The following is a 19,414-nucleotide window of genomic DNA, read 5'->3' on the forward strand; positions in this document are numbered from 1 at the left end:
AGTTTAGCTTAATTAAGTACATTTCTTCACAAAGTTAAAAAAGCAAATTTTATTTATAACAGCTTACCGTTGATTCGGGAATATTGAACTTAGCTATCTGCTAATTGAATTCTACTTCATCTGGAGACCTTTAAGTTAAATGTTTCCTTTCTACTGACAGACTTATTAAAATTCGAAACAATCAATTCAATCATCTTTTCGTATAGATAAACTTATTAAGAAACATGCACTAGAAAAAATATAAATCATATATAGGAGATATCCCGTTTGAATGCTTGAGGAGGATATTATGAAACCTATGTTACCTAGTGAAAAATATTTCGGTAATTTAGAATTAGTTTATGCATTTTATGGGGCTATGCCTACAGGTGTTACTGTTTCAGAAACCGGTCGTATTTTCATTTGCTTTCCGAAATGGGGAGACGATGTTAAATTTACGGTAGCGGAAATTGTTGAGGATAAATTGCAGCCTTATCCTAATTTACAAACCAATTTGGTTAACCCCGAGAATATCACAATGACTTTCATCAGTGTCCAAAGTGTAGTTGCTGATGGAAGGGGAACGCTTTGGATATTAGATACAGCGGCACCCAATTTTTCTAAACCTATTAAAGGGGGGGCAAAATTAGTCGCTGTTGATTTAGAAACCAATACAATAAGAAAAGTATATACCTTTACAGAAGATGTTGTCCTGCCTACAACTTATCTGAATGATGTCCGTTTTGATTTTCGTGTTGGAAAAGCAGGTTATGCCTATATAACGGATTCTTCTTCAAGAGGACCAGGAGCCATTATCGTCGTAGATTTATCAAATGGAAACGCGTTTAGACGGTTAAATGGGGCAAATTCAACTTCACCCGATCCCTATTTTTCACCGAAAGTAGAAGGTCAAATTTTAATGAATCGAAACAAAGACGGTTCAACTTCTCCATTTAGATTGGCGTCTGATAGTCTTGCGATTTCTCCGGATGGAAAGGAATTATTTTTTGCTCCACTAACCAGTCGTCATTTGTTCTCGATCTCAACAAAAGCCCTGAGAGACAGAACGATACCAGACATGGATTTACCTTATCATGTGGAGTATTGGGGAGAAAAAGGTGCGTCTGATGGAATGATCACCGATGCAAAGGGAACTGTTTACGCTGGAGATTATGAAAACAACAGTATCCGTAAGATATTGCCAAATGGTATAATGGAAACTATCGCACATGATCCGAGAATTTTGTGGCCGGATACTTTTTCAATTGGTCCGGACCAATATTTGTATGTCATTGTGAACCAATTACATCGACAGCCTAGATTTCATTATGGAAAGGACTTACGACAGAAACCTTATAGTTTACTTCGTATCAAAATTTATGAATTTCCTGCTCCTACCTTTTCATAATAAAAATAGTCAATTAATGTTTTCATTTTATAGTGTAAAACAAACGAGTAAGCAAGAAGTATTAACTTTATTTACTTCTGCCAAATAAACTCAAAATGGTTTAATAGGAACAGTTTATTTGGTGAGTGTTAAACTGTTCCTGGAAATTTTTTATAATGTCGGTAAGTTCAATGCTGTATTGATATTATTTAAATCCAAACTGATCTGTTCGTTTGTATCCCAAGCATGGTACCATCCTTTTTCTACCATATATGCGGATATTTGTTCATGCATATCAAGAGCTTCCACTAAATGGCGAGTGAGCATATCTTTAATTTCCGGTGTTCCTGCCTCCGTAGCTGCCATGGCATAATTTCTAATTCCACTTTTAGCTGAAATGAGTAGATCCATTGCAACGACTTGATCCGATAGTCCGTCCATGCCAGTTAAAGTTTCAATGATTTGATTCATGTTCATTCATCTCCTAATTTACTGCTTAGCGTTGGAAAGGATAGAAGCATATTCTTGTAATTGTCTCGTAGATACATCAATGTCTTGCTGCATAATATCTTTTAATAGCTGATCTGTAACTAACGCTTTCATCGTTTTGGATTTAGTTAAACAAGTGGTCTTAAATGCAGCCATCTCATGGACCTCAAGAACTTCATGTAAGGCGTAGTTCATTTTTTATACCTCCTTCCCTCAAGGTTTCAACACGACTTTTATACAATCATCCATTTTTGTGTCAAAAATCTCATAGCCACGCTTTGCTTCACTAAGTGGAAGTACATGACTTACGACATCTCCAGGATCAATTTTTCCGGTTGAAACTAATTCAAACATATATGGCATATAATGAATCACAGGTGCTTGTCCAGTGCGTATATTGACGTTTCGGTTCATAATATCACCCATTGGGAATCCATTATATCTTCCACCATAAACGCCTGTGACCTGGATGTTTCCGCCTTTTCGAACTGCCTGTGAAGCGATGATAAACGCGCTAAACGCTCCCCCATGAAGTTTCATTCCGCTAGCAAGGAACTCTATATCAGTCATTTTACCGTCCATACCAACTGCATCAATGACAACATCAGCGCCGCCATTCGTCATTTCTTTTAAATGCATTCCCACATTTTCAAAGTGTTCGAAATTTACAATTTCAACTTTGTTGGTACGTTTGGCGTGTTGCAAACGATAGTCTACATAATCTACGGCAATGACACGCTTTGCTCCTTTTAGCCAACAGAATTTTTGAGCAAAAAGACCAACCGGACCACAGCCAAGAACAATAACGGTATCTCCATCCTTTACGCCTGCATTGTCAACACTCCAAAAACCAGTAGTCATCGCATCGGCAATAACTGCTAACTTTTCATCTGGTTCCTCACAAGTCTCTGGAATTTTGAAATGAGTAAAGTTGGCAAACGGCACTCTTAAATATTCAGCTTGCCCACCTGGATAGCCACCCGTTGAACCAGAATATCCGAAATAGGCACCCATATCACCATTATCATTAGAATTATCACATTGGCTTTCCAAATGGTTTTTACAAAAAAAGCATTCACCACATGCTATATTAAAGGGAATAATTACTCGATCTCCCTTTTTTAGTTTAGTCACACCTGGACCAACTTCTTCGACGATTCCCATTGGTTCATGGCCAATAACATAGTTTTCTTGCAGGTTAGGAATCATGCCATGAATTAAATGTAAATCAGAACCACATATAGCTGTACTCGTTACTTTAATAATCATGTCATCTGGTTTTTCAATCTTTGGATCTGGAACTTCTTTGACTACAACATTTTTAATACCTTGATACGTTACCGCCTTCATTGGTTACAGCCTCCAGTGTTAGTGTTCATCAGGTGTCCGGTCAAACATACCTTTTCTATTGGTCTCAACAGGAAATAGATTCATTTTGCCAATCATTAAAGTATTGTTGGCAGAGAGTTGGTCTAATTGATATTGTTCATTTAATTCGTATGGATGAAACCATTTTTTACTAATCATTAATTCTGTAATTTCTTGGTGCATGGCAATCCCTTGCATTAACTGGTTTCGTAAGAGGGTTCTAACATCAGGTGATGCGGACTCCGTTAATGCGACCGCAATATTGCGCACACCTTCTTTGGCACGAAGAAGTAAATCCATCGCAAATGTGGTATCTGCTAGCTCTGGTACGTGTAGCGAGTTTATAGGGTCTAAATAGTCATTGTTCAATGAATTTGCCTTCCTTTCAATTTATTATTGGTGTTGGCCGGTTTTGAGGAACAGGCGCTTCAAAAGGTGCACGTTGATAAATTGCCTGTAATTCTCCAAGTGCTTGCATGGATTGTTCAACATCTTTTTGCATTAATGCTCTCAAATCATGATCAAATACCAGTCCTTGCATTAGTTTTGATTTCGCTAAGCAAAGGGTTTTAAAATTAATAACTTCATGTAGATCCAATGACTCATGATCGGCTAATTTTTGAATATCCATTTCTAATTACCCTCCTTTTTACTACAATGGTATTGTTCCAAGTATAGGAGGAAACATTCTAAAATTTTCTTAAAGGATAGGTAAAGTATTTTGAATGTTTGGGATATTTGTGAGGTGGAGAAAATTCATTCAGCACTAAAACACTAATTCAGCAATATGTACTTGCTTGGATAATCGATAAGAACGCGAGTAAAAACCCCTTGGTGCTCAAGGGGTTTTGTCTACTTCGTAAAATCACAGTTATGGTGAAGTTTCACTAAGATAATTCTCGTCGATCAACGGAACTTGGCGGTTCTTCAAACCATCCATTGGAAATCATGATGTTTGCGCAGTCTTCCGCAAGCTTCACATCCCTTGAGATGGCAGACGAATATTTGAGCCCGAGGTCGCGCCTCATTGAGCCGGACAAGGCGGTTCCATAATATGCCATTGCTGCTTGAATCAAAAATGCGCAATGGAATATCATCAATTTATCCGAAAATGGCGCAATCTGAGAATCTGTAACATGGGTGTCCCATGTGATGGCAGAACTGATGAAGTCTTCATGAAGGATGGTAGTAAAAATTTCAATATGTTCTGCTGCCAGTTTTACCACTTCTTCCATAAACCGGCGGATTTCTTTCGATTTAGCGGTTTGGCTAAAACCGAGAGTCAAGTCTTTAGTCAAGATGGTTTTCTGCAAATTAAAATAAAGACTAGAGATTTCTATTGTGTTCAATGGGCGGCGTTCCCCGAACCAGCCGGTTAAAAAGCTTTGCTTTTCCGCAAATTCAATTTTTTCTTGAAGCACGATGGTGGGCGGACGTTCCAGGAGACCTCTCGATTGCAGCATTCCCAATGTAGTTTCGTATAATTCATAAGATCCCTTGTGCGTTTCGAAATAGAATTGAAGAATGTCCAGCCTGCGGGAAGCGGTGATCCCAAGAGAATAAGAAGTCAATCCGTGTATCGACATTTGGTGCAAATAGAACAGCCAGAGTTCGTCTGAAAACAATCTCGGTGCATCTAAATGGACATCTTCCTCTGTAAATGCATGGGGAATCGGAAATTGTTCCTGATTGAATATGGCGGCGATTTTTTGAACAATGTTTTCTGATAAATTCAAAGCTTTGCCAAAAATAGCGTTAATTTCTGGATCTTGAATAGTTTGCAATGCATATTTGTTTACGCATAGAGCCATCGTATTAGTCATATAAGGAGTCCATAAATTCGTTACATCGAGTGCAACTATTTTTTTCTCCATTGCAATCCTCCACAATTTTTTAAAATCTAATTCATGCTAATAACCAACGCAGTTTTACAGAAATGTACTTAAAAATGTTAGGCTTCTATTTTTTATTGGTTTTTATGTATTTTAGTCACAAAATTTGTCATCCAACTAAAGTCAGTCGGCATGGTGTTTCTCCGCTGGCACATCAATTTTATCCGGACGCAACATCTTAGGTAACAGAACTAAGTCAAGGAAATAAATTTGTAAGAAGGTAATACAACTTTTTTCAAATCAAAAAAAGATAGTGAAGAAATGTACTTAAGCCATTTTACTTTGGTAAGCACTACAGAAACTATCAGGGCTATAGTGAAAAATGCATCAATCATAAATAAGCAGATTATATACAATAATTTATTACTAATTAAACCCACCAACATCTCATGTGTTGCCACATACACTCCGCACACTTTGAGTTCGTCTCGCAGATAGTTTTAAAATGTAACTAACCAATAAACTCACTAACCCGTTAAAATAAACCTTTCCGATTTCCCCTTGGAGTGAGAAAAAAGATTTCCTGAAAAAACGTGAAAAACACAGGGCTATCCCATACGGGATAAGCCTTTCTTCTTTTTTAGTACTAGGAAAACTTTATTCAAATTCGAGAAAAACCGTGAAAAAAAGCGTGAAAAAAGAGCGAGGAAATGTGTAAAATAGAGAAGAAAAAGAGGATAAAGCAAGAGATTTCGGAAAACTTTATTATGACAGCGAACGAAGGAATTCGGGTTTGAGTAGGGAATGTGTGAACGTTTATTTTATTACTGAACATAGTAGAGACAAAAAAGAGAAAAATTAATCGTTTTTTCTCCTTTTTGTTTTAAGGGTTAGGGGATAAGTAATTTACCCCCGATTAAACTCGACTTCTACGGAATTAAAAAAATTTCGAATGCGGGAGAAGAAGTGGGACAAAAACGAGATAAATGACCGAAATCCTGACCGAAGATCTCTTAAGACCTTCGGTCTTTTTGTGTTGTAAAGGGCTTCGACAGGGGTCAAGCATGGTCCGACCAGTAACCCCCTTGTGTTATTAGCGGGCTTTTTACACTGTCTACTTAAAGGGGATAATATCAGCGTTAAGGCCTTTTTCAAAGTGTTAAAAGCCGATTTAACACAGGTGGAATCCAGTATTTTAGACAACTGGATTTAAAAACTGAAATCTACTGAATATCCTACTCTTGAAGACTTTTACAAGGAGTAAGGGGGATTAAAAAAAGAGATATCGAACGGAAAAATTAAAGATTTTTAATTTTATATTAGAGAGTTATGTCTAGTGTTCTAACTCATTATTTAATGGCCACACGAATGTGAATATTAATAATTCGTTATTTTCCTTTGATTTAAAGTCCCTACAAAATGAAGTAGATGTACAGACGGCTTGTTACTTTAACATTTTTGGTTTCTTATGGGATGAAGTAACAAAAACAAAAGATGAGTTAATTTATCTATTTATCGAAGAATTTCATTTCTTATCAAAAAATCCTGATTCATGAGGTTGTTCTATCAAGCGTACAAACGTTTTAGGAAATACAATGCTGGTTCGATTGCAGGTTCGCAACAAATTATAGATGTTCTCGATACCGTTGTGCTGCGATGATTGAAAACAGTCATACAAAGGTGTTCTTTGTTTTAGAGAATAAGGTTGTAGAAGATGTTGTAAAAAAAATTAATCTATCATTTTCTGATGAAGAAATTTCCTTATTAAGGGCAAAACGACAAGGACAAGCGTTAATTACATATGGATCTCAACGTGCTTTTATCAGGGTAGATCTTACACAAGAAGAACTTCGTCTTTGGAATAAGAAGTGGTATTTTGAAAAGTATGGGTTGAATCCTGACGAAATTCAAGACTATGAGGCTAGTAACGAAATGACTCTACTGCGGTTAACTTTAACGTAGAGAAGACCATTTCAGGCTTAAAACCAAGGTACTATAATCTATCCACGTGTCTATAAGGCGGAGATGCAAATAAGTCCGAGATGTATCTGTTTGCAAAAGCTGGAGGTCAAGAATATAAAGTGGATACTGCCGTAAATGGCTGGATGAATTGGAGTACCCTCAGATCGCTAACATACTTGTTAAAGAGGATGGAACGATTACGATTGGAGCGTGTATAAAGGCTGATGATGGTGCCTGGGGAAGTTTAGATGACTTTTATTTATATCAGGTGAGTAATCAATAAGAAGTAATTAGTGGCGCATGAAAATGTTCATGCGTCTCTTTTCATTGTTAATTTTTTAATATTATTTTAATAAGGTTGAATTCATAGATGAGATTTCCTTAGCCAGAATCTATCTTCTCCTATACCAACTCCTGCAAGATTCCTACTCTCCTAAGCTACGTGTTTAACCTTATCCGGTATTGGAAACGTGGAAACTTTTTGGAACGAAAAAATTTCCATATTGGAACCTTACGGCACCATTGTCAGGGATGGAATCTCCAATCGTCGCATATTTTAAATAAATCTAAATTGGCACAATACTTGCAAGTATATAAGTGACATTGTGATGTAAATCCCAAAGGAGTGAAATGTATGCGTTTAATTAATTCGTTGGCGGTAATTCTGAATGACAAATGTACCGGCTGTAAAATTTGTTCTCAAGTTTGTCCGACTTTAGCAATTACCATGGAACCTGTGCCAGGAACCAAGCATAAAAAGCTGGCTGTGGTCGAGGAGGAAAATTGTACGGGCTGTACGGCGTGTGAACAACGCTGTCCGTTCGATGCGATTGAGATGACCAATCTGGAAGAGTCTCGTATGATCGGCGTGGATATTAGTCTATCAAACTATGAAGAAGTACAAAAGATTTGTTATGATGCCCATTTACATCCGGAGCAAATTGTTTGCTATTGTACTAGTACACGTGCCGACGAGGTAGCTGCGGCCATTCTTCAAGGAGCGGATACACCGGATAAAATTTCACAAAGAACCGGCTTGCGTACAGGTTGTACGGTAGAATGCCTCCAGCCGGCTATTCGCATGTTGAAATCAGCGGGTATTGAACTTGAAGCTCCTAAAGGCCGTTACCAGTGGTATGGAGAAACACCGACTATTTGGAGTATTCCGGACGAAGTAAAAGAGAAATATTCGAAACGCGGTTTCCATTTCGATGAGGATATTGAATTCCTAGAGAAGCTGCGTAACGCTCCGTTATCTAGTGCAACTTGCCAACTACAAGTGAAAGGGGAGGAAAAGTAATGTACCCAGCACCAATTAAACCACTTAATCCACGTCCATCACGGTATGGTATCGACCCATCATTGGTGAAAAATCGTTTTGCTGAGCTTCCGGAGATGACCTCACTGATGCTAAACGAATTGTTCCCGGACGTTCCAGATGTCATTTATCCAAGTTCAGAAGGAATCTACTCGATTCGCCGCCACGCTGAGGCAGCACTCGAAAAAGTTGATCTGTCGATGATCCAGCCAAATCACACGGTCAATATCCTGGCTTCACACCATGGATTTACGCTTCTGGGCGGAGAACCGTATGCCGAATTATTAAAAACGGTCTATGACGTAGTTAAGCAGCGGACAGGCGCCAGGGAAGTTCGTTTACGTGCAGGCGTGGGGCTGCGCTTTAGAGAGACGGAAGAATATATTAAACGTTTTGAGTTGAATAAGCATTTTGATAGAGCAAGAGGAATGGCTCCAATTGATGAAGGGATTCCGATCGAAACGGAAATTGGGACGCTGTACGGCTTGAAATGGACGTATGATGCTACTTGGATTATTCACGTTCATAACAGTGACGTTCGTGAAGTCCACTTCCACCGCCAAGTAGACCGTGCGGTGAAGCCGTTTGGGATGTCTTATGCGCGGATTGAAACTCGGTCGACATACCATCAAAACCTAGGACCGCGCGGTGCTAACTTCACTGCTCGGGCTATCTTTGAATCAGAGTTTGTACAAAGCAAGTTCGTTGGAGCTGTGTTCCTTAACATGTCTCCAAGTGGTGTCATCAGCGTCGAGGCAGATAATGACCTCTACAAGATTAACGATGTCATTACCCTAAGTGGCTTGCGTCATTACGGTAAGGTGTTCCAGCTGTTAGGTGAAATTGATGAGTGTATCGTTGGTCTGGACTTCCCATGTCCAGTGCCATATGTATTCTCAGCAGGGGTTATTTACTGTAACTTTGTCGGGGCCAACTGCGATTTGTTTGACCTCGATGAGAGACTCGCACCGTATACATGGTATGCGGAAGCAATGTACGGCAGAGACGGAAAACCGCTCGTTTCAGACGTAAAACCAGTCAATCCCGCCATTAAGATGGTCGTTCATAATTACGCGTGGATTGGATATCCGAGTGCATTCTTCTCTCAGCAGGTACCAACGCTGGTAGTTGGAAAGGAACAAGCCGACCTGTTTGAACATGATTCGCAAAACATCGAGTATATGAAATATGCGATGGTAGCGGATAACTTACATGATTCAATGAACTTTGCCTATAAAACAACAGGAACAGACAAAGTAATCGTATTTGACGGTGCCGTTGGCGGGATCAATGTGAGCCGCTCCTTGGCAGATCATCTGATGGAAGTCGCACCAAGTGTCAGCGACAAAGTCGATAACATCCTTATGCCGAAATGGCTAAAGCAAAGAGGCATTTTGGTCAACGCATAAGAATATTCAAAAACAAAGGGTCGACCGCACCCCCAATATAAAGTAAATGTTCATTTATTATCTATTGGGGGTGTGCCTTTTTTAAACATCTTTTCCGACAAGTTTTCGTAAAAATGAAACCGGATTCATAGGATTGCTCTGTAATAGTAATAGAAAAATGATAAAAATATGGAGGAGAAAACATGTCTAATTTTTCTAGCTCTTCAAGTTTAGCAAGTAGTCCAAAATCAGATCCACCGGCTGGTGTTAGTAATAGTCAGATGATAAAGGCCTCTATTGCATCTGTTTTAGGATGGTCACTCGATCTTTTTGATTTATTTATTCTTCTTTATGTCGCTCCTGTTGTTGGTCAAGTGTTTTTCCCTTCCCATGTCCCGGTGCTTTCACTGGCGGCTGTCTACGCATCTTTTGCGGTAACATTAATTGTTCGTCCGCTTGGTTCCGCCATTTTTGGTGCTTATGCTGATAAGCACGGAAGAAAGGGTGCAATGACTGTAGCGTTTATTGGTGTAGGACTGGCATCTGCTTCATTCGGTCTTCTGCCTACTGTTGATCAAATTGGTATTACCGCTTCAATCATTTTCCTTGTCCTCCGTATAGTTCAAGGGGTTTTTGTCGGTGGCGTTGTTGCATCTACACATACAATCGGTACTGAATCTGTTCCAGCTAAGTGGCGTGGAACGATGTCTGGTCTAATCGGCGGCGGTGGTGCAGGTTTGGGAGCGCTATTTGCATCGATTGTCTATCTTATTGTTACACAGCTTTTTCCAGGTGAAGCCTTTAACGGCTGGGGCTGGAGAGTCATGTTCTTCTCCGGAATTTTAAGTTCAGTCATGGGAATCTTCGTATTTAAATCACTCGAAGAATCTCCACTATGGAAACAATTGAAGAAAGAAAAGGAAACCAAGAAGACTGCACAAATACAGCCAGAGAATGAAAAATCGCCTGTTAAGATCATTTTTACAAAATATCGCTCCGTATTTTTTGTCAACTTGATGATTGTTTTTGGAGGGGGTGCCGGTTACTATTTAACATCTGGATACCTGCCTACACTTTTGAAGATGGTTAACAAAATTAATCCTACAACCGCATCGTTCATTCTAATGGGAGCTAGTGTTGTCGCCATTATTACACCGATCGCATTGGGATACTTAAGCGATCAAATTGGAAGAAAGAAAACCTTCTTAATTATCGGGGTTATCAACCTTATTGCACTTCCCCTGCTGGGATTGGGATTAGGGCATGCAACAAGTATCTCTGCTATTGCATTTTATGCGATTGTGTTTTCAGGATTAGGGAATGCCGGATACGCACCTGTTATGATCTTCTTGAATGAGCGCTTCCCAACAGCTATTCGTTCCAGTGGTACTGGTATCTCTTGGAACACAGGATTTGCACTTGGCGGGATCATGCCAACATTCGTTTCCTTGGTTAGTAGTGTAACTGGCGGCATTCCGGTTGCGCTGGCTTGTTTCCTAGCAGTAATTTATTTGATTTTTATAATTGGAAGCATCATTATCCCAGAGACAAAAGGAAACTTCTAAAATAGTTTAAACATATCCGGAGGTGAATAAACATGAAAATGGTCGTGGGTATTTCCGGTGCGAGCGGTGCGATATATGGCGTTCGCACCGTGGAAGCATTGTACCGGCTGGGGGTGGAAGTTCACCTTGTCATCAGTGAAACTGCCAGGAAAACAATTGAGTACGAAACAGAATATCGTTTTCAAGATGTTTATAGAATGGCTTCAGAGGTATATGAAAATCGTGATTTGGGGGCCGCTATTTCAAGCGGTTCTTTCAAAGTAAAAGGAATGATAGTCGCACCATGCTCAATAAAGACACTGGCCGGTATCGCTAATAGTTTTAATAATGAATTGCTGACCAGAGCGGCAGATGTTCAGTTAAAGGAACGCAGAAAGCTGGTACTTCTTCTACGTGAGACGCCCTTACATCTTGGGCATATTCAACATATGATGAACGTTACCCAAATGGGAGGAGTGATTCTTCCCCCGGTTCCGTCTTTCTATCATTTACCTAAAACAATTGACGATATTGTAAATCAAAGTGTTCAGAAAGCACTTGATCAATTTGATCTTGAAGCAAATTTATTTACGCGATGGTCAGGAATGGAACATTCGATAGAAAAAGGATAAATGAACGGACATGAGAGGAGTAGGGATATGTCTACATTAATCGATCAAAAACAGACTACATATTACAATTTCATCAATGGGGAATGGACGGAATCTTCTTCAAAAGAATTATTGGAATCAAAAAACCCGGCTACTGGCGAAGTGGTGGGCTACGCGCAAAAATCAACGGTTCAGGATGTGGAATATGCAATTGATACCGTTTTTCATGCGTTTAACACTAGTGACTGGGGCTATAATCCGAAGCGGCGCTACAACGCTTTGTTAGGTTTAGCACAAAAAATGGAAGAGAACAAGGAACATCTTGCTAGAGTTTTAACGATCGAGCAAGGGAAAACCATCAATGAATCCCGAGGCGAGATTGCCGGTTGTATTGATACATTAAAATACTTTGCCGGTGCATCCCGGACCGTATTTGGGCGCTCGATTCAGCTTGAATCGCAAAATTTTGGGGTCATTGCAAAAGAGCCGATTGGCGTAGTTGGAATTATCAGCCCATGGAACTGGCCGGCCCTTTTGATGGTTCGGGAATTAGCTCCTGCTTTGGCAGCTGGTAACGGTGTAATTGTTAAACCGGCAAGTCTCACACCGGCTATTTCAGTGGAAATTTTCAAACTCATTGACCAAGTTCCTGATTTCACCAAAGGGATAGTTAGCATTGTGACTGGCCCTGGACGATCAATAGGTGCAGCGATGGGAACAAGTAAGAAGATCGATATGATCAGCTTCACTGGAGATACTTCCACAGGTAAGACGATCATGGAAATGGCAACAAGCAATATAAAGAAGCTGGCATTAGAACTAGGTGGAAAATCGCCCAATGTTGTATTTGCAGATGCAAATTTAAGGAAGGCAATCCCTCTGATAGGCCGCTCGATCTTTAACACCGCCGGACAGATTTGTATGGCTGGTTCTCGATTGTTAGTCCATGAATTTATTAAACATGAAGTGATTGCCGGCTTAAAAAAATATGCGGAGAATTTAAAGGTCGGGAATGGAATTCATGAAACAACGGATATGGGGCCAGTTATTTCGCAAAGTCAGTTGGATATCGTGACAGACTATATCGAAATCGGACGTAAGGAAGGAAAAATCGTGACAGGCGGTTACCGCTTAACTGGTGGGGAATACGATAAAGGCTTTTTTTTAGCACCAACGATTATCGATGAATTGTCGTCTTCCTCTAGAGTCGTGCAGGAGGAAATCTTTGGACCGGTTTTAGCAATTCAGTCTTTCTCTAATGATGAAGAAGCACTCGCCATGGCCAATAATTCCGATTTTGGACTCGCTGCTGGTGTCTGGACAACCAATTTAAACCGAGCCATGAAAATGTCGAAAGCAATTAAAGCAGGTACCGTATGGATTAACACGTACAACAGGAACTTCCCAGAAGCTGAATTTGGCGGTTATAAGCAAAGTGGTCAAGGACGTACTCGCGGTATTGATGGATTAAATGAATATTGTGAGACAAAACACATTCATTTTGAAATCGATTAATTAAAACAGGGATGCAAAGGAGGGGATACCGTGACAACAGGACACTTAGTAAAGGCAGCAGATTTTAAATTCTCGTTTAATCTTCCTACTCTAATTGAATTCGGGTATGGAAAGGCTGTTGAGTTGGGACAACGGCTTCAAAAGCTTGGAGTTAAACAGGTATTTTTAGTAACGGATAAAGGGGTCGAATCAGCTGGGTTGCTTGCAGGATTAACTGGATCATTGGAAAAATCAGAGATTTTATTCGATATCTTTACAGGGGTAGAACCCGACCCGAGTCTTGAGACCATCAACAATGGTTATGAAATTTTTGGGCAAAAAGTGTATGACTGTATTGTCGCAGTCGGCGGTGGAAGTCCAATTGATACGGCGAAAGGGATTCGGGTTGTTGCAGCAAATGGAGGCAGTATCGGTGATTATGCCGGGGTAAGCAGGGTTCCTGTTGCGCCAACGATTCCGCTTATCGCCATCCCAACCACATCTGGTACTGGTAGTGAGGTAACCATGTTCGGCGTTTATTCGGACTGGCAAAATAATGTCAAGGTAACGGTGACCAGTCCCTATATGGCACCAACAATTGCGATTGTTGACCCTGCCTTGACAATGAGTTTACCGGCAAAAATGACCGCCGCATCAGGAATTGATGCTTTGGCTCACGGAATTGAAACCTACTTTTCAATTCTATCCAGCCCTGCATCGGATGCACTTGCGATGGAGGCTATCCATATGGTAAATGGACATCTTCGCAGTGCAGTCGAACGAGGGCATGAAGTGGAAGCACGCGTTGGCCTATCACATGGCAGCTTATTAGCAGGAATGGCTTTTAATAACGGATTTTTAGGATTAACCCATGCGATTGGGAGCGCCTTGTCCGGACACTGTCATGTTCCACATGGGGTTGCAATTGGACTCTTACTCCCAAGTGTAATTGAATTTAATGCGATTGCTCTTCCGGAAAAAGCAGCAAGAATTGCTGAACAGATGGGGGTGAAGGGGGAGAACCAGGAGATGTTAGCGTCTCAAGCGGGTCGTGCTGTTGCCAGCCTTGTTAAGTCAATTGGGCTTCCAACAAGACTAAGAGATGTTGGGGTAACGGAGGAGAAGCTTGCTGATATTGCGAGGGATTCATTCAAGAGCGGCATGATGAAAATGAATCCGCGTCAGCCTTCTGACGATGAAATTTTATCCTTATTAAAAGATATATTGTGATTCTATATGGGGAAGAGGGTTCGACAGTGGCTGCAAGTACGATTATTTTGGGCATTGCTTTACTTTATATAATAATTACAACAGGCATAGGTCTCTACACCAAGAAATTTTCTAAAAGTTCTGATGGGTATATGACAGGTGGAAAAGAGTTTGGCCCCTTAATCATTGGTCTTTTAATGATGTCCGAGTTTATCGGTACCGGTTCAACTCTAGGGACGGCACAAACCGCTTTCGACAAGGGGATTTCCGCATCGTGGAATCTAATAACTCTAGCGCTTGCTTTTATTCTTTTTGCTTATACTCTCGCTAAGAAGTTTCATGAGCGTGGAGAGTATACCATTTCCGGTGCTATTTCCAAATCATATGGAAAGAGCGCCATGGTTATTACTTCACTTATTATGATTTATGCATTATGTGTAGTAAACGTCTCTATGTATGCAGGTGGTGCTGCAACTTTATCTACGATTCTTAGAATACCACATTCATTAGCAGCTATTTTAGTAGGATTGATCACAGTGGTGTATGTTACTGCCGGCGGAATGTTTGCCGTAGCTTATACAAATTTAATCCATGTGGCTTTCAAGTATTTGGGATTAATCCTTGCCGTATCATTTGGATTGGCGGCAGCTGGAGGGTTTGCTGGTGTATCTTTAGATCTTAAACCCCAAATGTTTAGCTGGACCGGAATTGGTTGGCCTATGATTATTGCGTGGACCATTGCCAATATTGGGTCGGTTTTTTCAACTCAATATATCATTCAAGCGGTATGTTCCACTAGAGATCAGGCAAAGGCAAAAAAAGCTAGTATTTATTCAGGCCTATTGGTTATTCCTGTTGGGATTATTGCGGCGGTGATTGGGATGGCTGCAAAAAGCCTGTTTCCAACTATTCCTTCAGCTCAGGCTATGCCGATCATGACTACTTTGATGAATCCTGTTCTGGGTGGATTGGTCGTAGCTGGTTTGATTGCGGCGGTCTTTGGTACTGTTGCGGCAAGTACAATTGGTTCAGCAGCTTTAATACTAAAGGATTTTTATATTCCCTTTTTCAACAAAAATGCAACCGAAAAGCAGAAGCTGCGGTTTTCCCGAATTGCGACTGTCGTGATGGGGCTGCTTCCGATTCCTTTTGCAATATTTGCTCCGCAAATTTTAACGACAATCTTTTTTGCTAGAGCATTGCGGACAACGATCGCGGTAATCGTTGTGCTGATGTTCTATTTCCCGAAATTCAGCAGCGGCCGAGGGGCAACCTGGGGAATGATTCTTGCCGTAATCATAACCACTGCTTGGTATTTGGGAGGGAACCCGTTGGGAATCGATAATATTTATATTGCAGGCCTTACGCCATTGGTTGTCATGTTAATTGATCACCTTTTTAAGCAGCCAAACCAGGAGATCATCTTGTGGGAAAAGAAGGAAAATGTTTAAGAGATTCTTGTACTAGAACCAAATGGAATCTTTAATATGTAAATCTTATTAAAAGGCAATATCAACAAGTTTGTTGGTATTGCTTTTTCCTATCTTTATCAAATTCTATCAAATTAGATTTTAATTGTGAGTTGAGGTGAATCAACCATGTTCGTACAAACCTATACTCCCATCGTCCCAATCGGCTGGTCGGTACTCTTGGGCATCTTACCCTTATTTATCCTTTGCATCCTGCTTGTGATCGGATGGTTAAAACCAGCCATTATCTATGGATTGGTTTTGCTTCTGACCGCAGGATTGGCAGGGACAGTTTGGAAAATGCCAGTATCGATGATCACAAGTACCGTGTTTTATGGGATTCTTTTTGCACTTTTTCCACTCTTTTATATGATTTGGAGTTCAATCTTTTTGTTTCATGTGGCCGACAAATGCGGGTATATTAATCGCATTAAAAATACGCTTAAGACGGCAGAAGAGGGAATAGAATGGAAAGTGCTTCTCGTCGGATTTGGGTTGACTGCTTTTATTGATAGCACAGCTGGATTCTTGGCGCCAGTCGCGATTGTTACTGCGCTTCTGGTGCAATTAGGCGTTGAACCAAGAAAAAGTGCGATCGCCACGCTTTCTTCCAGTGCGATACCGGCTGTATTTGGTGCAGTTGGAGTTCCAGTGATCCTGCTCTCACAAGTGACTGGACAGTCATTGGCGGAAACGATTAGACAAGTTGCTTTTTTCGATATAATTCCTGCCATGGCCGCCCCCTTCATTACCTGTGCAGCCACCTGCGGCATTTCATCCACCCGGAAATTCTTTAAACAGATCTTCATTGGAGGCTTCAGTTATGCAGCCGCTACTCTGTTAAGTGTACTTTTTGTATCTCCCTATTTAGGAGCGATTGTCGGTGCAGGTGTGTATGTTGTTGTCATTTTCCTGTTGGGAAAAAGGCAAGGGATTTTTACTGGAAATTTGTCAGCGGAAATGTGGATTAAAAGCTGGTGGCCGTTTGTACTCCTAACCGTGTTTATTTCCGTCTGGAATCTCCCATTTCTCCAATCTATTTTGGGAATGGTAGGGCAAGGCTGGCCCATTCCCTTATTAGATCAACACATTATGACAGAGGATCCATTTGGACATGGTGTGATATCTGTATCCTGGAAAAATAATTTTCTTGCCTCACCGGGAACAGCAATCATTTTGGCTTCTTTGTTTACTGCGTTAACATCTGGTATGGGCTTGCTAAATTGGATTCGGATGCTGTTCTCTTCTTTACGTTCTGTTGGAATGGTGGCATTTAATTTATCGATGATCTCATCTGTTGGGTTTTTAATGGTTTATAGTGGTATTGCTGGTACGCTTGCCTATCCATTTGGACATTTAGCCGCTGGATATATGGTGGTGGCTCCACTAATGGGCTGGCTTGGAACCTTTTTAACGGGCAGTAATGCAGCTTCAATTGCCCTGTTTGGCGGTATGCAGGCTTATGCGGCCAAAATTACCGGTCTGCCCGCTGTTGGAATTGCGGCTTGCTTTGCAGTTGCGGCGGTCGGCGGGAAAATGATAGCTCCTCAAGCGCTCGAAGTTGCTGTTAAATCTTCCGGTATGGATTCCAGTTCCGAGGCGAAGCTGCTCAGAAAACTGATCGTATTTAGTTTGTTGGTTCCCTGTTTATCCATCGTAGTGATTGTGATGTGGAAACTTTTTGGGACAGAATAGTTTCCATTTTGGAAGTGATAGGCACCAAAACTGGTCATTAAAGTGACCAGTTTATCGTCGTCTGTAATCATATAGCAATTGGCACAATACTTGCATTAAATTAATTGACTTGTGAAATTAAGCTCAGAGGAGCGGAAGAATGCGCTTATTAATTTATAGGCTGTTACTATCAATTACAAATGTAATGGCTGTAAAAATATGTTAGAAGTAATTTTGAACTTCTAAAATATAAAAAATAAATAGAGTTACCTAACATTGATTTTATATAATAGGGGGAAATGCTAGTATGCGAGCTAAAACATTCAGGACATGGTTGCAGCACCTTCAGACCGAAGGCCGTCTGGCTGTGATTAATCGAAACGTCAGTTTACAGTATGAGATTGCCGCAGTAAGCAAAAAATTGGATGGAAAAAAGGCCACTTATTTTACAAATGTAGAAGATTATTCGATACCAGTTGTTTCTGGCATTTGTTCCAGCCGTGAAGATTTTGCTGAAGCACTCGAAACTGATCAATACGGAATTATCCATAAGTTTAATGAAGCGGTGGCTTCGCCGACACCCTGTCGATTGGTGAATGATGCGGAGGCTCCCGTTAAGGAAAATATCATTCTCGGAGATATCGACTTAATGAAGCTGCTTCCGATTCCCGTTCATCACGAGAAAGATTCAGGCAACTATATTACAGCTGGACTGTTTATTGTTCGGGATCCTGAAACCCGCAAGCAGAACGTCGCCATTCATCGTCTACAGGTTTCAGGAAAGGACAAGCTTGGCGTCTTACTCCTTCCACGCCACACGTTTCATCTGTTTAAAGAGGCAGAGGAGGCGGGAAGGGCATTGGAATGTGCCATTGCTATCGGAGTAGACCCGGTTACATTACTAGCATCGCAAGCAAGCACGCCGTATGGTGTGGATGAATTAGAGATTGCTGGCAGCCTGCGCGGAGAACCATTGGAAGTGGTTCGCTGCGAGACGGTTGATATTGATGTACCTGCATCTGCTGAAATTGTCCTAGAGGGCAAGATTTTGCCCCATGTTCGCGAGCCGGAAGGACCTTTTGGAGAATTCCCCAAATATTATGGACCACGCAGTAATAAGGAAGTTGTTCAAATTAGTGCGGTCACGCATCGAAATAACCCGATCTTCTATACGATTGTCCCTGCATGCTACGAGCACTTTTTATTGGGAGGAATTCCTCGGGAGGCAAGCTTGTTTCAAAGCATCCGTCAAACGGTACCAGGCGTTAAGGCCGTCCATATGAGCCCAGGAGGAACCTGCCGCTATCATGCTATAGTGTCGATTAAGAAAAGAACCCAGGGAGAGGCGAAAAATGCAATTATCGCCGCCTTTGCGAACAGTTTCGACATTAAACATGTGATAGTCGTTGATGAAGAGATTGATATTTTTAACATGGAGGAAGTGGAGTGGGTGATTGCCACCCGCTTTCAAGCCCAAAAAGATTTGGTACTCATCCACGAGTCCCAGGGATCGAAACTGGACCCTTCTACAGAGGATGGTGTAGGGTCAAAGATGGGATTGGATTGTACTGTTCCGTTGAATAGTGAACCGATGCGTTATTTACCAGTATATATTCCGGGATACAATGAAGTGAAAACAGAGGATTATGTTGATTTTAAGGCCTCTATTAAAGCTGAACATCTAGAATAG

Annotated in this window: 18 protein-coding genes; 12 read left to right on the forward strand and 6 right to left on the reverse strand. The window is 40.9% G+C overall.

Annotated elements, in window-relative coordinates:
* The first annotated feature begins 289 nt into the window (after window positions 1-289).
* Complete coding sequence (locus V7266_RS10085; RefSeq protein ID WP_335467764.1) at window positions 290-1,387, forward strand: L-dopachrome tautomerase-related protein; 1,098 nt, start codon at window positions 290-292, stop codon at window positions 1,385-1,387.
* 150 nt (window positions 1,388-1,537) lie between these two features.
* On the opposite strand, the gene V7266_RS10090 is transcribed toward V7266_RS10085, so the two are convergent.
* The 6 genes from V7266_RS10090 to V7266_RS10115 all read right to left on the reverse strand — a co-directional run bounded on the left by V7266_RS10090 (window position 1,538) and on the right by V7266_RS10115 (window position 5,097).
* Window positions 1,538-1,837 carry a spore coat protein gene (locus tag V7266_RS10090; protein WP_335467805.1) on the reverse strand — a complete coding sequence of 100 codons (300 nt, stop codon included), beginning with the start codon at window positions 1,835-1,837 and terminating at the stop codon, window positions 1,538-1,540.
* Between the two features lie 18 nt (window positions 1,838-1,855).
* Window positions 1,856-2,050 carry a hypothetical protein gene (locus tag V7266_RS10095; protein WP_007083743.1) on the reverse strand — a complete coding sequence of 65 codons (195 nt, stop codon included), beginning with the start codon at window positions 2,048-2,050 and terminating at the stop codon, window positions 1,856-1,858.
* 18 nt (window positions 2,051-2,068) lie between these two features.
* Window positions 2,069-3,205: a zinc-dependent alcohol dehydrogenase gene (locus tag V7266_RS10100; protein WP_335467765.1), complete on the reverse strand. Its 1,137-nt coding sequence runs from the start codon at window positions 3,203-3,205 to the stop codon at window positions 2,069-2,071.
* Between the two features lie 18 nt (window positions 3,206-3,223).
* On the reverse strand, window positions 3,224-3,592 hold the full coding sequence (locus V7266_RS10105; RefSeq protein ID WP_289983828.1) for a spore coat protein: 369 nt from the start codon (window positions 3,590-3,592) through the stop codon (window positions 3,224-3,226).
* Between the two features lie 16 nt (window positions 3,593-3,608).
* Window positions 3,609-3,854, reverse strand: coding sequence for a hypothetical protein (locus tag V7266_RS10110; RefSeq protein ID WP_024030851.1), 246 nt, complete (start codon window positions 3,852-3,854; stop codon window positions 3,609-3,611).
* A 256-nt stretch (window positions 3,855-4,110) separates the two neighbouring features.
* Window positions 4,111-5,097 carry a DUF3231 family protein gene (locus tag V7266_RS10115; RefSeq protein ID WP_335467766.1) on the reverse strand — a complete coding sequence of 329 codons (987 nt, stop codon included), beginning with the start codon at window positions 5,095-5,097 and terminating at the stop codon, window positions 4,111-4,113.
* Between the two features lie 1,614 nt (window positions 5,098-6,711).
* Between V7266_RS10115 and V7266_RS10120 the strand changes: the two genes are divergently transcribed.
* The 11 genes from V7266_RS10120 (at window position 6,712) to V7266_RS10170 (ending at window position 19,414) form a co-directional block, all read left to right on the forward strand.
* Window positions 6,712-7,017, forward strand: coding sequence for a hypothetical protein (locus tag V7266_RS10120; RefSeq protein ID WP_335467767.1), 306 nt, complete (start codon window positions 6,712-6,714; stop codon window positions 7,015-7,017).
* A gap of 148 nt (window positions 7,018-7,165) precedes the next feature.
* Window positions 7,166-7,300: a hypothetical protein gene (locus tag V7266_RS10125; protein ID WP_335467768.1), complete on the forward strand. Its 135-nt coding sequence runs from the start codon at window positions 7,166-7,168 to the stop codon at window positions 7,298-7,300.
* Window positions 7,301-7,651: 351 nt separating this feature from the next.
* Window positions 7,652-8,317, forward strand: coding sequence for a (2Fe-2S)-binding protein (locus tag V7266_RS10130; protein WP_144567164.1), 666 nt, complete (start codon window positions 7,652-7,654; stop codon window positions 8,315-8,317).
* Window positions 8,317-9,744, forward strand: a complete 1,428-nt coding sequence (locus V7266_RS10135; protein ID WP_144567165.1) for a hypothetical protein — start codon at window positions 8,317-8,319, stop codon at window positions 9,742-9,744. The genes V7266_RS10130 and V7266_RS10135 overlap by 1 nt, the downstream gene beginning before the upstream one ends.
* Window positions 9,745-9,926: 182 nt before the next feature.
* Window positions 9,927-11,288 (forward strand): MFS transporter, encoded by a 1,362-nt coding sequence (locus V7266_RS10140; protein ID WP_335467769.1) that lies wholly within the window; start codon window positions 9,927-9,929, stop codon window positions 11,286-11,288.
* A gap of 32 nt (window positions 11,289-11,320) precedes the next feature.
* Complete coding sequence (locus V7266_RS10145; RefSeq protein WP_335467770.1) at window positions 11,321-11,899, forward strand: UbiX family flavin prenyltransferase; 579 nt, start codon at window positions 11,321-11,323, stop codon at window positions 11,897-11,899.
* 27 nt (window positions 11,900-11,926) lie between these two features.
* Window positions 11,927-13,393 (forward strand): aldehyde dehydrogenase family protein, encoded by a 1,467-nt coding sequence (locus tag V7266_RS10150; protein WP_335467771.1) that lies wholly within the window; start codon window positions 11,927-11,929, stop codon window positions 13,391-13,393.
* Window positions 13,394-13,423: 30 nt separating this feature from the next.
* Complete coding sequence (locus tag V7266_RS10155) at window positions 13,424-14,602, forward strand: iron-containing alcohol dehydrogenase family protein (RefSeq protein WP_335467772.1); 1,179 nt, start codon at window positions 13,424-13,426, stop codon at window positions 14,600-14,602.
* 26 nt (window positions 14,603-14,628) lie between these two features.
* Window positions 14,629-16,032, forward strand: coding sequence for a sodium:solute symporter family protein (locus V7266_RS10160; RefSeq protein WP_335467773.1), 1,404 nt, complete (start codon window positions 14,629-14,631; stop codon window positions 16,030-16,032).
* A 147-nt stretch (window positions 16,033-16,179) separates the two neighbouring features.
* On the forward strand, window positions 16,180-17,745 hold the full coding sequence (locus tag V7266_RS10165; RefSeq protein ID WP_335467774.1) for an L-lactate permease: 1,566 nt from the start codon (window positions 16,180-16,182) through the stop codon (window positions 17,743-17,745).
* A gap of 286 nt (window positions 17,746-18,031) precedes the next feature.
* Window positions 18,032-19,414, forward strand: coding sequence for a UbiD family decarboxylase (locus V7266_RS10170; protein WP_335467775.1), 1,383 nt, complete (start codon window positions 18,032-18,034; stop codon window positions 19,412-19,414).

The organism is Neobacillus drentensis, assembly GCF_036965645.1.
GTDB classification, from domain to species: Bacteria; Bacillota; Bacilli; order Bacillales; family Cytobacillaceae; genus Neobacillus; species Neobacillus drentensis_D.

Bases quoted from the DNA above. Each gene is read 5' to 3' on its own strand.
- V7266_RS10085 (WP_335467764.1), top strand. From the start codon at position 290: ATGAAACCTATGTTACCTAGTGAAAAATATTTCGGTAATTTAGAATTA.
- V7266_RS10115 (WP_335467766.1), bottom strand. From the start codon at position 5,097: ATGGAGAAAAAAATAGTTGCACTCGATGTAACGAATTTATGGACTCCT.
- V7266_RS10140 (WP_335467769.1), top strand. From the start codon at position 9,927: ATGTCTAATTTTTCTAGCTCTTCAAGTTTAGCAAGTAGTCCAAAATCA.
- V7266_RS10090 (WP_335467805.1), bottom strand. From the start codon at position 1,837: ATGAATCAAATCATTGAAACTTTAACTGGCATGGACGGACTATCGGAT.
- V7266_RS10130 (WP_144567164.1), top strand. From the start codon at position 7,652: ATGCGTTTAATTAATTCGTTGGCGGTAATTCTGAATGACAAATGTACC.
- V7266_RS10135 (WP_144567165.1), top strand. From the start codon at position 8,317: ATGTACCCAGCACCAATTAAACCACTTAATCCACGTCCATCACGGTAT.
- V7266_RS10120 (WP_335467767.1), top strand. From the start codon at position 6,712: ATGATTGAAAACAGTCATACAAAGGTGTTCTTTGTTTTAGAGAATAAG.
- V7266_RS10110 (WP_024030851.1), bottom strand. From the start codon at position 3,854: ATGGATATTCAAAAATTAGCCGATCATGAGTCATTGGATCTACATGAA.
- V7266_RS10170 (WP_335467775.1), top strand. From the start codon at position 18,032: ATGCGAGCTAAAACATTCAGGACATGGTTGCAGCACCTTCAGACCGAA.
- V7266_RS10095 (WP_007083743.1), bottom strand. From the start codon at position 2,050: ATGAACTACGCCTTACATGAAGTTCTTGAGGTCCATGAGATGGCTGCA.
- V7266_RS10145 (WP_335467770.1), top strand. From the start codon at position 11,321: ATGAAAATGGTCGTGGGTATTTCCGGTGCGAGCGGTGCGATATATGGC.
- V7266_RS10165 (WP_335467774.1), top strand. From the start codon at position 16,180: ATGTTCGTACAAACCTATACTCCCATCGTCCCAATCGGCTGGTCGGTA.
- V7266_RS10100 (WP_335467765.1), bottom strand. From the start codon at position 3,205: ATGAAGGCGGTAACGTATCAAGGTATTAAAAATGTTGTAGTCAAAGAA.
- V7266_RS10150 (WP_335467771.1), top strand. From the start codon at position 11,927: ATGTCTACATTAATCGATCAAAAACAGACTACATATTACAATTTCATC.